Origin of the sequence: Aeromicrobium sp. Leaf245, from assembly GCF_942548115.1 — a bacterium.
GTDB lineage: Bacteria > Actinomycetota > Actinomycetes > Propionibacteriales > Nocardioidaceae > Aeromicrobium.
The window spans coordinates 2,178,680-2,192,482 of the sequence record NZ_OW824151.1 but is presented as its reverse complement, the minus strand read 5'-3'; the positions used below and the strand labels follow the sequence as shown (position 1 = coordinate 2,192,482).

Genomic DNA, 13,803 nt, shown 5'->3' with positions numbered 1-13,803 from the left:
CTCGTGCGGTGACCTTCCCCGCCGCCGTCCTGTGGGACCTCGACGGCACCATCGTCGACACCGAGCCGCTCTGGATGGCCGCCGAGACCGCCCTGGCGGCCCGGCACGGGGCCACCTGGACCGAGGAGGACGGCCTCGCCCTCGTCGGGAGCGACCTGCTCGAGGCCGCGCACCGGATCGAGGCCCACATCGGCTCCGGGCTCCACCCCGAGCAGATCGTCGACCACCTCGTGAACGAGCTCGGCGAGGCGATGCGGCGCGACCAGCCCTGGCGTCCGGGCGCTCCCGAGCTGGTGCGGGCCCTCGCCGAGGCCGGTGTTCCCCAGGCCCTCGTGACGATGTCGTACCGCTCGATCGCCGCGCCGGTCGTCGAGGCGCTGCCCTTCGACGCCGTCGTCACCGGCGACGAGGTCAGCCGCGGCAAGCCGCACCCCGAGCCCTACCTGGCGGCCGCCCGGATGCTGGGGGTGGACCCGGCCGACTGCCTGGCCGTCGAGGACTCCGCGACCGGAGCCGCCTCGGCGGACGCCGCCGGCTGCGTCGTCCTCGTCGTGCCGCACATGGTCACGGTGCCGGACGGTCCGCGCCGCCTGGTGCGGCCCAGCCTGGCCGGCCTCGACGTCTCGATGCTGAGGGAGCTCTGGGCCACCGCGTGACGCCTGGACCGCCCGCTAGGTTGGCGTCGTGAGCGTCCCGTCCAGCCCGCGTCCTGCAGGCACCGTCCGGTTCGGCCGGCTGGCGGGTGCTGACCTGCTCGCCCGGCCCTCGCTGCTGCTCATGGGCGTGGTGCTCGTCGTGCTGTTCGCGCCCCGCTTCGCCGTCGAGGCCAGCACGAACGCCTACGTGGTCGCCGCGTCGTTCGTCCTGGCGCTCTACGTCTCGGTCCTCGTGCACGAGCTCGCGCACCTCGCCGTCGCCCGGTCGTTCGGCATGCGGGTCCCGACGGTCACGCTGCACCTCCTCGGCGGCGAGACCGCCATCGAGGGCGAGAGCCGCACGCCGTGGCAGGAGCTGGTCACGTCGGTCGTCGGTCCCCTCGCCTCGCTCGCGATCGGTCTGCTCGCCCACGGGATCGCGGACGGCTCCACCGGCGTCGCCCGTGACCTGTGGTGGTCGATCGGCTGGGTCAACCTGCTGGTCGCCGCCTTCAACATGCTCCCGGGTCTCCCGCTCGACGGTGGCCGGGTCCTGCGCGCGATCATCTGGCAGCTCACCGGGTCCGAACGTCGGGGTGTCGTGGTGACCGCGTGGATCGGACGTCTGGCGGCCCTCGCCCTGGGCGTCCTCGTGGTCGTGCGGGCCGTCCAGGGCGCCGCCTGGGGCGCCCGCTGGTGGATCGACGTGCTGCTCGTCGGCTTCGTCGCCTTCTTCCTCTGGACGGGAGCCACGGCCGCGCTGCGCGGTGCCGACCGCGGGGCACGCATGAACGCGCTGCGCGCCGACGAGCTCGGCCGCGCCTTGGGCGACGACGTGTCGCCGGAGTGGCCGCGCCTCAGCGTGCGGGCCCGGGGCACCACGCTGCTGCGGGCGATGACCGCCCACCCCGCCGACGTGTACCTGCTCGTCGACGACGACGACCGCCCGGTGGGGATCCTGCTGGCGGCGGACGTCGACACGGCCTACCGAAGGGAATCATGACCACCTGGATGCGCAGTGGACCGTTCGTCGAGGGGGAGTGGGTACGACTCTCCGACGCGAAGGGGCGCAAGCACAACATCCGGCTCGAGGTCGGGCGTGAGTTCTCGACCAAGAAGGGCCAGCTCCGCCACGACGACATCATCGGCGAGCCCGAGGGCATCGTCGTCACGTCCACGCTCGACGGGCAGTACCAGGTGTTCCGTCCACTGCTGTCGGAGTACGTGGTCTCGATGCCCCGCGGCGCCGCGATCATCTACCCCAAGGACGCCGCCCACATCGTCACGATGGCCGACATCTTCCCGGGCGCGCGGGTCGTGGAGGCCGGAGCCGGCTCCGGCAGCCTGACCGCCTACCTCCTGAGGGCGATCGGACCCGACGGGCACCTGGGCTCGTACGAGATCCGTGAGGAGTTCGCCGAGACGGCCCGCCAGAACGTCGAGCAGATCGTCGGGCCGGACCTTCCGCAGTGGACGCTCACCGTCGGTGACGTGCGCGAGGTCATGGCCGAGCCGGAGATCGACCGGCTCGTGCTCGACATGGTGGACCCGTGGTCGTGCGTCCCGCTCGCGGCCGAGCGCCTGGTCCCCGGTGGTCTCGTGTGCGCCTACGTGGCCACCACCACGCAGCTGTCGCGCTTCGTGGAGACCCTGCGTGCCGACGGTGGCTTCACCGAGCCGACGGCGTGGGAGACGATGCAGCGCGGCTGGCACCTCGAGGGACTCGCCGTGCGCCCCGACCACCGCATGGTCGGGCACACCGCCTTCCTGGTCACCGCGCGGCGCATGGCACCCGGACACCCGGCGCTGGAGAAGACCCGTCGCCCCGCCCCGGGGGCCTACGGACCCGACTACGACGGGCCCCGACCGGCGGGCATGTCCGACTGATCACCTCGGGCACCGCAGGCACGGCGAAACCGGATCGTCATCCGGCGCGCGCTCGGTCGACCCTTGGTGCAACCTGATCTCGGCTAGGGTCGAACTCGACGAGCAGGAGGTGGCGATCGTGAACGAGAACCCCGGTGGATCGGAACACGAGCTGGCGTACCTGCGCGCGGAGGTCGAGCACCTCCGGCGCCGGTTGGGCTCGGAGGGTTCCCTCGACTCCAGGCTGTCCGACCTCGAGGCCCGACTGTCCTCGACCAACGCGCAGAACGAGCGGCTCACGTCCACGCTGCGCGAGGCACGTGACCAGATCGTCACGCTCAAGGAGGAGGTCGACCGGCTCGCCCAGCCGCCGACCGGCTTCGGCACGTTCCTGCAGCTCAACGCCGACGAGACGGTCGACGTGTTCACCGGTGGCCGCAAGCTGCGCGTCACCGTGAGCCCGGCCGTGGACAGGGACGAGCTCCGCAAGGGCCAGGAGGTCATCCTCAACGAGGCCATGAACGTGGTCGCGGCGCTGGACTTCGAGACGACCGGCGAGGTCGTCATGCTCAAGGAGATCCTGGCCGACGGCGAGCGCGCCCTGGTCCTCGGCAACGCCGACGAGGAGAAGATCGTCCGGCTCGCCGACTCGCTGCTGGGGATGAAGCTGCGTGCGGGCGACTCGTTGCTGCTCGACGGCCGCGCCGGGTACGTGTACGAGCGGATCCCGAAGAGCGAGGTCGAGGAGCTCGTCCTCGAGGAGGTCCCCGACATCGACTACGAGTCGATCGGTGGCCTGCGCAGCCAGATCGAGTCGATCCGCGACGCCGTCGAGCTCCCGTACCTGCACCCCGAGGTCTTCATCGAGCACGAGCTCAAGCCGCCGAAGGGCGTGCTGCTGTACGGGCCGCCCGGCTGCGGCAAGACCATGATCGCCAAGGCGGTCGCGGCGAGCCTGGCCAAGAAGGTCTCCGAGCGCACCGGCGAGGAAGGACGTTCCTTCTTCCTCAACATCAAGGGCCCCGAGCTGCTCAACAAGTACGTCGGCGAGACCGAGCGGCACATCCGGCTCGTCTTCCAGCGTGCCCGCGAGAAGGCCAGCGAGGGCACGCCGGTCATCGTCTTCTTCGACGAGATGGACTCGTTGTTCCGCACCCGCGGCTCGGGCGTGTCCTCCGACGTCGAGAACACGATCGTCCCGCAGCTGCTCAGCGAGATCGACGGTGTCGAGGGCCTCGAGAACGTGCTCGTGATCGGCGCCTCCAACCGCGAGGACATGATCGACCCGGCCATCCTGCGCCCGGGACGCCTCGACGTGAAGATCAAGATCGAGCGACCCGACGCCGAGTCCGCCCGCGACATCTTCAGCAAGTACCTGACGCCCACGCTGCCGCTGCACCCCGACGACCTGGCCGAGTGGGGCGGTGACCGCACGGCCACGACGCAGGGCATGATCCAGCGCACCGTCGAGGCCATGTACACCGAGTCCGAGGACAACCAGTTCCTCGAGGTCACGTACGCCAACGGCGACAAGGAGGTCCTGTACTTCAAGGACTTCAACTCCGGGGCGATGATCCAGAACATCGTGGACCGCGCCAAGAAGATGGCGATCAAGGACCTGCTCGAGACCGGCCAGAAGGGCCTGCGCGTCCAGCACATGCTGCAGGCGTGCCTCGACGAGTTCAAGGAGAACGAGGACCTCCCGAACACGACGAACCCCGATGACTGGGCACGCATCTCGGGCAAGAAGGGCGAGCGCATCGTCTTCATCCGCACCCTCATCACGGGCAAGGGTGGCAACGAGCCGGGTCGCTCGATCGACACGGTCGCGAACACGGGGCAGTACCTCTGAGCGCACGACCCGGGGAGCGCAGCGCGGCCGGTCCCTCGGACCGGCCGCTGCTGCGTCGTGCCCGGTACGTCGACCCCGACGTCGTCGCGATGACCACCGAGGTCCAGGCCGAGTACGGCCGGCTGTACGGCGGCAGCGGCGACATCTCACCGATCGAGGACCAGCACTTCGTGCCCCCGCACGGGCTCTTCCTGGTGCTGGAGGTCGACGGCGCAGCAGCCGCGATGGGCGGCTGGCGACGCGGCGGACCGCAGGGGGAGTCCGACGCGGAGATCAAGCGGATGTTCGTGCGCGAGGCGTTCCGTCGGCGGGGTCTGGCACGCGTCGTGCTGACCGAGCTGGAGCGCACCGCGGCCGAGGCGGGGCTGCGTCGGCTCGTGCTGGAGACCGGCACGCAGCAGCCCGAGGCGATCGCCCTGTACCGGTCGGCCGGGTACGTCGACGAGCCGGCGTTCGGCTTCTACGCGGCCTACGACGACAGCGTCCACCTGGCGAAGGTGCTCAGCTCCTGACCATGCGTCGGGTCGTCCAGTGCAGACGCCCGATGTCGTGGGGTCCGGTGCCGCGGTGCTGCTCGATCGCGGCGGCGTAGTGGCCGACCAGCTCGGAGCACACCGCCTGCCAGCTCCGGCCCTCCACGGAGCGACGGGCCGCCCTGCCGAACGCCGCTCGCTTGGCGTCGTCGCCGGTCAGGTCCCGCACCCGCGCCGCGAGTCCGCCGAGGTCGCCCGGCTCGTAGAGCCAGCCGGTGCGGCTGTGGTCGACGAGGTCGACCGGACCTCCGACGCCGGAGGCGACGACCGGGACGCCGGAGGCGAGGCCCTCCTGGACCACCTGGCAGAAGGTCTCGGTCTCGCTCGTGCTGACCAGCACGTCCAGCCCGGCCACCGCGGTCGCCAGCGCCGTGCCGTGGAGCATGCCGGTGAAGTGGGCGCCGGGCAGCAACCGCTCGAGGCGGGCACGCTCCGGCCCGTCGCCCACCACGACGATCCGGGTCCCGGGCAGGTCCTGCAGGGCCGCCAGGTCCTGGACCTGCTTCTCGGGTGCGAGTCGGCCCACGTACCCCACGAGACGCTCGCCCTCGGGTGCGAGCCGGCGTCGCCACGACTCGTCACGCCGCGCAGGGGAGAAGCGGTCGGTGTCGACCCCACGCCGCCACAGGCGCAGCCGTTCCACCCCGCGCTCCTCGAGGGTCCGGATGGTGGCCGTCGACGGCGCGAGCGTGAGGTCGGCCCGGCCGTGCAGGTCGCGGACCCGCTTCCACAGCAGGTTCTCCACGCCTCGCACCCCGTACCGACCCGCGTAGGTCGGGACGTCGGTCTGGTACACGGCGACCACGGGCAGGTCCAGCGCCGCGGCGGCCAGGGCCGCTCGCCAGCCCAGGGCGAACGGCGACGCGAGGTGCACCACGTCGGGACCGAAGTCCCGCAGGAACGCGGTGAGCGGGGAGACCCGTCCGGTGGCGACCCGCACGTCGGCGTACCCCGGGAACGACCAGGCCGGCACGGTCACCACGCGGGCCCCGGCCACGGTGGCGGGCACGTCCGGTCCGGCGTCGGGTGCGACGACCAGCACGTCGTCCCCGCGGGCCGCGAGGTGGTCCAGGACGCGGAGCACCGAGTGCACGACGCCGTTGGTCTGGGGGAGGAAGGACTCTGCGACGATCACGATCCTCATGCCGCGAGCCTCGCGGGCGCCGACGACGCCACGGTCACCGCGAGGTGGCCGACGGTTGAAGGGTGGGCGACGAGCGTGCGCACGGTCCGGTCGTCGTACCCACCGGGCGCCGGACGTCGGGGGAGTGGGGCGGGGACGCCTACGCTGGGGCCATGACGGTGAGACGCGTGCAAGGCAGCGAGGTCGAGTACGGCATCGCCGTCCAGGGACAGCCGAACGCCAACCCGATGGTGGCGTCCACGCACGTCGTGAACAGCTACGCCGCCGCCCACGGGCTCACCCGGCGCGCCCGCTGGGACTTCGAGGAGGAGAGCCCGCTGCGCGACGCGCGCGGGTTCGACCTGAGCCGGGAGGTCGCCGACCCGACCCAGCTCACCGACGAGGACCTGGGTCTGGCCAACATCATCCTGACCAACGGCGCCCGCCTGTACGTCGACCACGCGCACCCCGAGTACTCCTCGCCGGAGGTCACGTCGCCCCGCGACGTCGTCGTCTGGGAGAAGGCCGGCGAGCTCGTGATGCGGCGCGGCGCCGAGCTCGCCGCCCAGGTGCCCGGCGCGGGCTCGATCGTGCTCTACAAGAACAACATCGACAACAAGGGCGCGTCCTACGGCTCGCACGAGAACTACCTCGTGGACCGGGCGGTCCCGTTCGACGCGATCGTCGCGCAGCTGACGCCGTTCTTCGTCTCGCGCCCCGTCGTCTGCGGCGCCGGCCGGGTCGGGCAGCGCCAGGACGGCAGCGTGCACGCCTACCAGCTCTCGCAGCGCGCCGACTACATGGAGGTCGGCGTGGGTCTGGAGACCACGCTCAAGCGACCGATCGTCAACACGCGCGACGAGCCGCACGCCGACCCGAAGAAGTACCGACGTCTGCACGTGATCATCGGTGACGCGAACCTGGCCGAGACGTCGATCTACCTCAAGCACGGCACCACCTCGATCGTCCTCGCCATGCTCGAGGCGGGGTTCCTGACCCCGCCTCCCGCCCTGGCGCAGCCGGTCAAGGCCCTGCACGACATCTCCCACGACACGACCCTCACCACGCTCGTCGAGCTGCAGGACGGCACCACCGCGACCGCCCTGGACCTGCAGTGGCACTACCTGGAGCAGGCACGGGCCTTCGTGGCCCGCGAGGGGTCCGACGAGCAGACCGACGACGTGCTGCAGCGCTGGGAGAGCGTGCTCACCCGGCTCGCCCGCGACCCGATGGAGTGCGTCCGCGAGCTCGACTGGGTGGCCAAGCTGTCGCTGCTGGAGTCCTACCGGGACCGCGACGGCCTCGACTGGGACCACGCCAAGCTCCACCTCGTCGACCTGCAGTACCACGACGTCCGTGCCGAGCGCGGCATCTACCACCGGCTCGTGCACTCCGGACGGATCGACCGGATCGTCAGCGACGCCGAGGTGGTGCGCGCCGTCGAGGAGCCGCCGCACGACACCCGCGCCTTCTTCCGCGGCCGCTGCCTGAGCACCTTCGCCTCCGAGGTCGCCGCAGCCTCCTGGGACTCGGTGATCCTGGACCTGCCGGCCTACGAGTCCCTCCAGCGGATCCCGACCATGGAGCCCCTCCGCGGCACCGCCGACCACGTGGGTGCGCTCTTCGAGTCCAGCGCCGACGCCACGGCGCTGTTCCGGGCGATCACCGGCCGCTGAGTCCCGCGCCCGCAGGCGACGCATCGGTCCGGCCGCGAAAAGCACCCGCCAGCGACAGGCCCGAACTCGAGCGGCGTGTGGGTCGCAGGGGGATAGGCTGACGGCATGGCCGAGCAGCAGCACAGGAACACGCGGAAGTCCTCCGACGACGAGGAGCAGGTCGAGACGTCGCACGTCGACGCAGCCCAGGACACGGAGCGCAAGGAGAAGCTCGACGACGACGTCGACTCGATCCTCGGCGACATCGACGACGTCCTGGAGGAGAACGCCGAGGAGTTCGTGCGGAGCTTCGTCCAGAAGGGCGGCCAGTGAGCGGCCCCGTGATGCTTCCCGACGGCTACCGGTCCGTGGGAGGCACCTCGTTCGCCGACCTCCTGGCCTCGCAGTCGCCCGAGATGCTCCCCGGTGCGGCCGGCGCCGCCTCCGGTGAGCTCGCCGGCGTCGCGCACGGCACCACGATCGTGGCCGCCACGTTCGCGGGCGGTGTGGTCATGGCCGGCGACCGCCGCGCGACGATGGGCAACGTCATCGCGCAGCGCGACATCCAGAAGGTCTTCCCCACCGACGAGTTCTCGTGCGTCGGCATCGCGGGCACGGCGGGCATCGCCATCGAGATGACCCGCCTGTTCCAGGTCGAGCTCGAGCACTACGAGAAGATCGAGGGCGCCACGCTCTCCACCGACGGCAAGGCCAACCGGCTCGCCGCCCTCATCCGCGGCAACCTCGGCATGGCGATGCAGGGTCTGGCGGTCGTGCCGCTCTTCGCCGCCTTCGACCTGGTGCAGCAGTGCGGCCGCATCTTCGCCTTCGACGTGACGGGCAACAAGAACGAGGAGCGCACCTTCCACTCGGTCGGCTCGGGCTCGACGTTCGCCCGCGGCTCGCTCAAGAAGCTGTACTCGCCCGACATGGACGAGCGCTCCGCGGTCACCGCCGTCATCCAGGCGCTCTACGACGCCGCGGACGACGACACCGCCACGGGCGGGCCCGACCTGACCCGGCGGATCTTCCCGCTGGTCAGCGTGATCACCGCCGACGGCTACCGCGCCTGGGACGAGACCGAGACCGCCGCCGTGGCCGACGCGGTCATCGGGGGCCGCATGACGCGCCCCGACGGGCCCTCGGCCCCCCTCACCTGAACGCCCATCCGGAGGAGCAGCATGACCGCACCGTTCTACGTCTCGCCCGAGCAGCTGATGAAGGATCGGGCCGACTTCGCGCGCAAGGGCATCGCCCGGGGCCGCAGCGTGGTCGTCCTGCAGTACGCCGACGGCATCCTGCTCGTGGCCGAGAACCCGTCGCGCGCGCTGCACAAGATCAGCGAGATCTACGACCGGATCGGATTCGCCGCGGTCGGGCGGTACAACGAGTTCGAGAACCTGCGCATCGCGGGGGTCCGTCTCGCCGACATGCGCGGCTACGCCTACGACCGCCGCGACGTCACCGGCCGTGGCCTGGCCAACGCCTACGCCCAGACCCTCGGCACCATCTTCTCCTCCGGCGGCGAGAAGCCCTACGAGGTGGAGATCTTCGTCGCCGAGGTGGGCGACTCGGTCGAGACCGACACCATCTACCGGCTCATGTACGACGGCTCCGTGGCCGACGTCCAGGGCCACGCCGTGATGGGCGGCCAGAGCGACCAGGTCGACGAGCACCTCACCCAGCACTTCACGGCCGGGCTCGACCTCGCCGGGGCCGTGCGCCTCGCCACCCAGGCCCTGGCCTCCGACGCCGACCCCGCCCGCTCGATCGCCGCCGGCGACCTCGAGGCCGCGGTCCTCGACCGCACCCGTGCGCAGCCGCGCAAGTTCAAGCGACTCGACGAGGCGACGATCGCCACGGCCCTCGCCGGCTGACGCCTCCGCTCCGCCGGAGGGAGGAGGCGGCATCGGCCGCGCGACCGATGCGCCGACCCGACCGCGACGCCTAGCGTCGTGAGGGTCACGTCATCGATCCCTCGGGGGGAACCCATGCGACGTCTCCTGTCGTGCGTCACCGCGGCCACGCTGGCCGCCGGCCTGCTGGCCACCACCACCACACCCGCCCAGGCCCGCAGCGGCTCGGAGCAGGAGCGGCTCGACCGCATCGCCACGCCCTCGCTGGACTGGGGGGCCTGCAGCGCGGGCGCGCCGGCGGGCTTCGAGTGCGCCACCGTGGAGCTGCCCACCGACTACGACCGGCCCCGCGGCCCCACCACCACCGTCGCGCTCACCCGGCTCCCGGCGAGCGACCCGGAGTCGCGGAAGGGCAGCCTGTTCTTCAACTTCGGGGGCCCCGGTGGCGAGGGTGTCTCGACCCTGCACCAGATCTCCGACCTCGTCGTCACGCCCGAGGTGCGCGAGCGCTACGACCTCGTCGGGTTCGACCCGCGCGGTGTCGGTCTGTCCGACCCCGCGCTCTGCTATGACGACGCCGCGGACGAGGCGGCCGCGTTCGAGGGGCTCCCGGCGTTCCCGGTCACCCGGGCCGAGGAGCGCGCCTTCGTCCGCCAGTCGGCACGGATCGCTCGCGCCTGCCGCGACGAGGCCGGCGACGTCATCCGCCACGCGTCCACCGCGAACGTGGCGCGCGACCTCGAGCTCCTGCGTCGTGCCGCGGGCGATGACACGCTCGCCTACCAGGGCTACTCCTACGGCACCTACCTCGGCGCGACCTATGCCCGGCTGTTCCCGGACCGGGTCGGCTCGATGGTGCTCGACGGCACCGTCGACGTGGACGCCTACTCCGGCGCGAACCGCGACCCGCGCTCGGTCGGCGCACGTCTCGCCCAGGGTCCGGCCGCGGAGGAGGCGTTCGACGCGTTCCTCGAGCAGTGCCGCCTGGCAGGTGAGCGCTGCTCCCTGAACGCGTTGGGTGATCCCTCGGACGTCGTCGGCGAGCTCCTGGAGCGGCTGAGGACGCAGCCCGTGACGCTCGACGTCCAGGGGACCGCTGTCGAGTACACCTACTCGCTGGCCATCTCGTCGATCTTCCTCCAGCTCTACTCGCCGAGCTCGTTCGCCGGGCTCTCGGACTTCCTCATGCTCCTCGCCCAGGGCGGCGGCGAGCCGTCGACGACGCTGCAGCGGCAGCTGGCCCCGGCCCAGGAGCGCTACACCTCGCTCGGCAGCTCGTTGGCCCAGCTCTGCGTCGACTCCCGCTCGATCCTCCCGCCCGCCGCGTACCCCGCGCTCGCCGACCGCGAGGACCGGCTCGCGCCGCGGTTCGGACGCTTCCGCAGCTGGGTCGGCGTCCAGTGCCCGCAGATCGGTCTGCGGGACGGCGACGCCTTCACCGGGCCGTGGACGCAGACGACCGACGCGAGCGTCCTGGTGATCGGCACACGCCTCGACCCGGCGACGCCGTACGCGAACACCCGACCCTTCGCCGAGAACTTCGCGGACGCTCGCGTGCTGACGGTCGAGGGATACGGCCACACGACGCTCGGGGTCAGCGCGTGCGCCGACTCCGTCGTCGCGCGCTACCTGGTGGACGGGGACGCGCCGACCGACGGAGCGACCTGCGCGCAGGACCGTGCCCCGTTCGCGGCGCAGCCCGCCACCCGGCGCGCCCCGGCGCCCGCACTGCCGGCACCGCTGCCCGGGCTCTGAGCCGCCGCCCGACGTCCGCCCCCGCCGGTGCTCACCAGCGGGGGTGAACGGCCTCGCGCAGGTGGGTGTCGTAGATGCGCCGGACGCCCTCGAGCAGCTCGGGCCGGACGTCGACCGCGGCGGCGCGCGCGTTGGCGCGGGCCTGCTCGGGGGAGCGGGCACCTGGGATGACCGTGCTCACGCCCTCCTGGGCGACCACCCAGGCGACGGCGGCCTGGGCGGAGGTGACGCCCTGGGGCACCAGGTCGGTGAACTCGCGCGCTGCCTGCACACCGACCTCGTAGTCGACGCCCGAGAAGGTCTCGCCGACGTCGAACGCCTCGCCCTTGCGGTTGTACGAGCGGTGGTCGTCCTCGGCGAACGTGGTCTCGACCGTGTAGCGGCCGCTCAGCAGGCCGCTGGCCAGCGGCACCCGCGCGATGATCCCGACGCCGGCCGCCTGCGCGGCGGGGAGGACCTCGTCGAGCGGCTTGAGCCGGAAGGCGTTGAGGATGATCTGCACCGTCGCGACGCCCGGTCGCGCGATCGCCGCGAGTGCCTGGTCGCACGTCTCGACGCTCACGCCGTAGGCGGACATGACGCCCTCGGAGACGAGCGTGTCGAGGGCGTCGTACACCTCGTCGTCGGTCACGACCGCGCTCGGGGGGCAGTGCAGCTGGACGAGGTCCAGCGTGTCGACGCCGAGGTTGCTGCGCGACCGGTCGGTCCAGGCACGGAAGTTGTCCATGACGTAGTTCTCGGGCACCTGGTCGAGGCGGCGGCCCATCTTGGTGGCCACCGTGAGGTCGAGGGCCGGACGCGCACGCCGGAAGTCCGCGATGGCCTGCTCGCTGCGGCCGTCGCCGTACACGTCGGCCGTGTCGAGGAACGTCACGCCGGAGTCCACGGCGGCGTCCAGCACGGCCCGGGCGTCGTCGCGGCTCACGTCGCCCCAGTCCGCTCCGAGCTGCCACGTGCCGAGGCCGACGACCGAGGCCTCGCGGCCGGTCCTTCCGAGGGTCCTGTGCTCCATGGTCCCGACCCTACGGGCCGCCTGCGCGCCCGCGCCCCGAACGGTGCCGCGCGCACCGCGCCTCGACCGGCGCTTCGACCGACGGGGCCGGCGTCGCCGGACTAGGCTGACGACATGGACCGGCGGATCTTCGGGATCGAGAACGAGTACGGCGTCACCTGCTCGTTCAAGGGTCAGCGTCGTCTGTCGCCCGACGAGGTCGCCCGCTACCTCTTCCGCCGGGTCGTGTCGTGGGGGCGCAGCAGCAACGTGTTCCTGCGCAACGGCGCGCGGCTCTACCTCGACGTCGGCAGCCACCCCGAGTACGCCACGCCCGAGTGCGACGACCTGGTCGACCTGGTCACGCACGACCGCGCGGGGGAGCGGATCCTCGAGGGCCTCATGCTCGACGCCCAGCAGCGCCTGGCCGACGACGGCGTCGACGGCGACATCTACCTGTTCAAGAACAACACCGACTCCGCCGGCAACTCCTACGGCTGCCACGAGAACTACCTCGTCGGACGAGGCGGCGAGTTCAGCCGGTTGGCCGACGTGCTCATCCCGTTCCTCGTCTCGCGACAGATCATCTGCGGCGCGGGCAAGGTCCAGCAGACGCCCCGCGGCACGATCTTCTCGGTCAGCCAGCGCGCCGAGCACATCTGGGAGGGCGTCTCGAGCGCCACCACCCGGTCGCGACCGATCATCAACACCCGCGACGAGCCGCACGCCGACGCCGAGCGCTTCCGCAGGCTGCACGTCATCGTCGGCGACTCCAACATGAGCGAGACCACCACCTTGCTCAAGGTCGCCACCACGGACCTGGTCCTGCGCATGATCGAGGCGGGCGTCACGATGCGCGACATGACGCTGGAGAACCCGATCCGGGCGATCCGCGAGATCTCCCACGACATGACCGGACGGCGCAAGGTCCAGCTCGCCAACGGCCGCGAGCTCTCCGCCCTGGAGATCCAGGCCGAGTACTTCGGCAAGGCCGCCGAGTTCGTCGACCGGCACGGCCTGCACACCCCCACCATCGACCGCACGATGGACCTGTGGGAGCGCACCCTCAAGGCCGTGGAGTCCGAGGACCTCTCCCTCGTCGAGCGCGAGATCGACTGGGTCATCAAGTTCCGTCTGCTCGACCGCTACCGCACGGCGCACGGCATGAGCTGGGCCGATCCGCGGATCGCGCAGCTCGACCTGGCCTACCACGACATCCGGCGTGACCGCGGCATCTTCTACCTGCTGCAGAACCGCGGAGCGGTCGCGCGGGTGACGACCGACCTGGGGGTCTTCCAGGCCAAGTCGGTGCCACCGCAGACCACCCGGGCCCGGCTGCGCGGCGACTTCATCAAGCGTGCCCAGGAGCGCCGGCGCGACTTCACCGTCGACTGGGTGCACCTCAAGCTCAACGACCAGGCCCAGCGCACGGTGCTCTGCAAGGACCCGTTCCGCTCCGCCGACGACCGCGTGCAGCGGCTCATCGACGGCATGTGACGCAGCGTCGTGACCCCACGGCCGATGCACGGTCGCCGCT

The 13,803-nt window shown here is 71.7% G+C and carries 13 protein-coding genes; 11 read left to right on the top strand and 2 right to left on the bottom strand.

Translation table 11 applies throughout. From position 1 onward, the window contains the following. Positions 1–8 precede the first annotated feature (8 nt). The 5 genes from NBW76_RS10845 (at position 9) to NBW76_RS10825 (ending at position 4,865) form a co-directional block, all read left to right on the top strand. Complete coding sequence (locus NBW76_RS10845; RefSeq protein WP_055968211.1) at positions 9–656, top strand: HAD family phosphatase; 648 nt, start codon at positions 9–11, stop codon at positions 654–656. A gap of 28 nt (positions 657–684) precedes the next feature. Next, a complete protein-coding gene (locus tag NBW76_RS10840) occupies positions 685–1,638 on the top strand; it encodes a site-2 protease family protein (protein ID WP_056554626.1) in 954 nt (317 codons plus the stop codon). Next, positions 1,635–2,522, top strand: coding sequence for a tRNA (adenine-N1)-methyltransferase (locus NBW76_RS10835; protein ID WP_055968217.1), 888 nt, complete (start codon positions 1,635–1,637; stop codon positions 2,520–2,522). The genes NBW76_RS10840 and NBW76_RS10835 overlap by 4 nt, the downstream gene beginning before the upstream one ends. A gap of 109 nt (positions 2,523–2,631) precedes the next feature. Continuing rightward, the gene (arc, locus tag NBW76_RS10830; RefSeq protein WP_055968220.1) at positions 2,632–4,353 is read left to right on the top strand and encodes a proteasome ATPase; all 1,722 of its coding nucleotides are present in this window, start codon (positions 2,632–2,634) and stop codon (positions 4,351–4,353) included. Positions 4,354–4,442: 89 nt separating this feature from the next. Continuing rightward, positions 4,443–4,865 carry a GNAT family N-acetyltransferase gene (locus NBW76_RS10825; RefSeq protein ID WP_055968223.1) on the top strand — a complete coding sequence of 141 codons (423 nt, stop codon included), beginning with the start codon at positions 4,443–4,445 and terminating at the stop codon, positions 4,863–4,865. Here the strand turns inward: NBW76_RS10825 and NBW76_RS10820 are convergent. After that, positions 4,855–6,030 (bottom strand): glycosyltransferase family 1 protein, encoded by a 1,176-nt coding sequence (locus NBW76_RS10820; RefSeq protein ID WP_056554629.1) that lies wholly within the window; start codon positions 6,028–6,030, stop codon positions 4,855–4,857. The genes NBW76_RS10825 and NBW76_RS10820 overlap by 11 nt on opposite strands. Before the next feature lie 152 nt (positions 6,031–6,182). Between NBW76_RS10820 and dop the strand changes: the two genes are divergently transcribed. The 5 genes from dop (at position 6,183) to NBW76_RS10795 (ending at position 11,275) form a co-directional block, all read left to right on the top strand. Further along, positions 6,183–7,685, top strand: coding sequence for a depupylase/deamidase Dop (gene dop, locus NBW76_RS10815; RefSeq protein WP_056554632.1), 1,503 nt, complete (start codon positions 6,183–6,185; stop codon positions 7,683–7,685). Between the two features lie 105 nt (positions 7,686–7,790). Next, complete coding sequence (locus NBW76_RS10810) at positions 7,791–7,997, top strand: ubiquitin-like protein Pup (RefSeq protein ID WP_055968231.1); 207 nt, start codon at positions 7,791–7,793, stop codon at positions 7,995–7,997. Positions 7,998–8,008: 11 nt separating this feature from the next. Further along, on the top strand, positions 8,009–8,824 hold the full coding sequence (gene prcB, locus NBW76_RS10805; RefSeq protein WP_055968610.1) for a proteasome subunit beta: 816 nt from the start codon (positions 8,009–8,011) through the stop codon (positions 8,822–8,824). 21 nt (positions 8,825–8,845) lie between these two features. Next, positions 8,846–9,541 (top strand): proteasome subunit alpha, encoded by a 696-nt coding sequence (gene prcA, locus NBW76_RS10800; RefSeq protein ID WP_056554634.1) that lies wholly within the window; start codon positions 8,846–8,848, stop codon positions 9,539–9,541. Positions 9,542–9,655: 114 nt separating this feature from the next. Next, entirely contained in the window at positions 9,656–11,275 is a 1,620-nt protein-coding gene (locus tag NBW76_RS10795) for an alpha/beta hydrolase (RefSeq protein ID WP_056554637.1), read from the top strand. A 31-nt stretch (positions 11,276–11,306) separates the two neighbouring features. Here the strand turns inward: NBW76_RS10795 and NBW76_RS10790 are convergent, their stop codons facing one another. Next, the gene (locus tag NBW76_RS10790) at positions 11,307–12,287 is read right to left on the bottom strand and encodes an aldo/keto reductase (RefSeq protein WP_056554640.1); all 981 of its coding nucleotides are present in this window, start codon (positions 12,285–12,287) and stop codon (positions 11,307–11,309) included. Positions 12,288–12,401: 114 nt separating this feature from the next. Between NBW76_RS10790 and pafA the strand changes: the two genes are divergently transcribed. After that, positions 12,402–13,763, top strand: a complete 1,362-nt coding sequence (gene pafA, locus NBW76_RS10785; protein ID WP_055968239.1) for a Pup--protein ligase — start codon at positions 12,402–12,404, stop codon at positions 13,761–13,763. Positions 13,764–13,803: the final 40 nt, after the last annotated feature.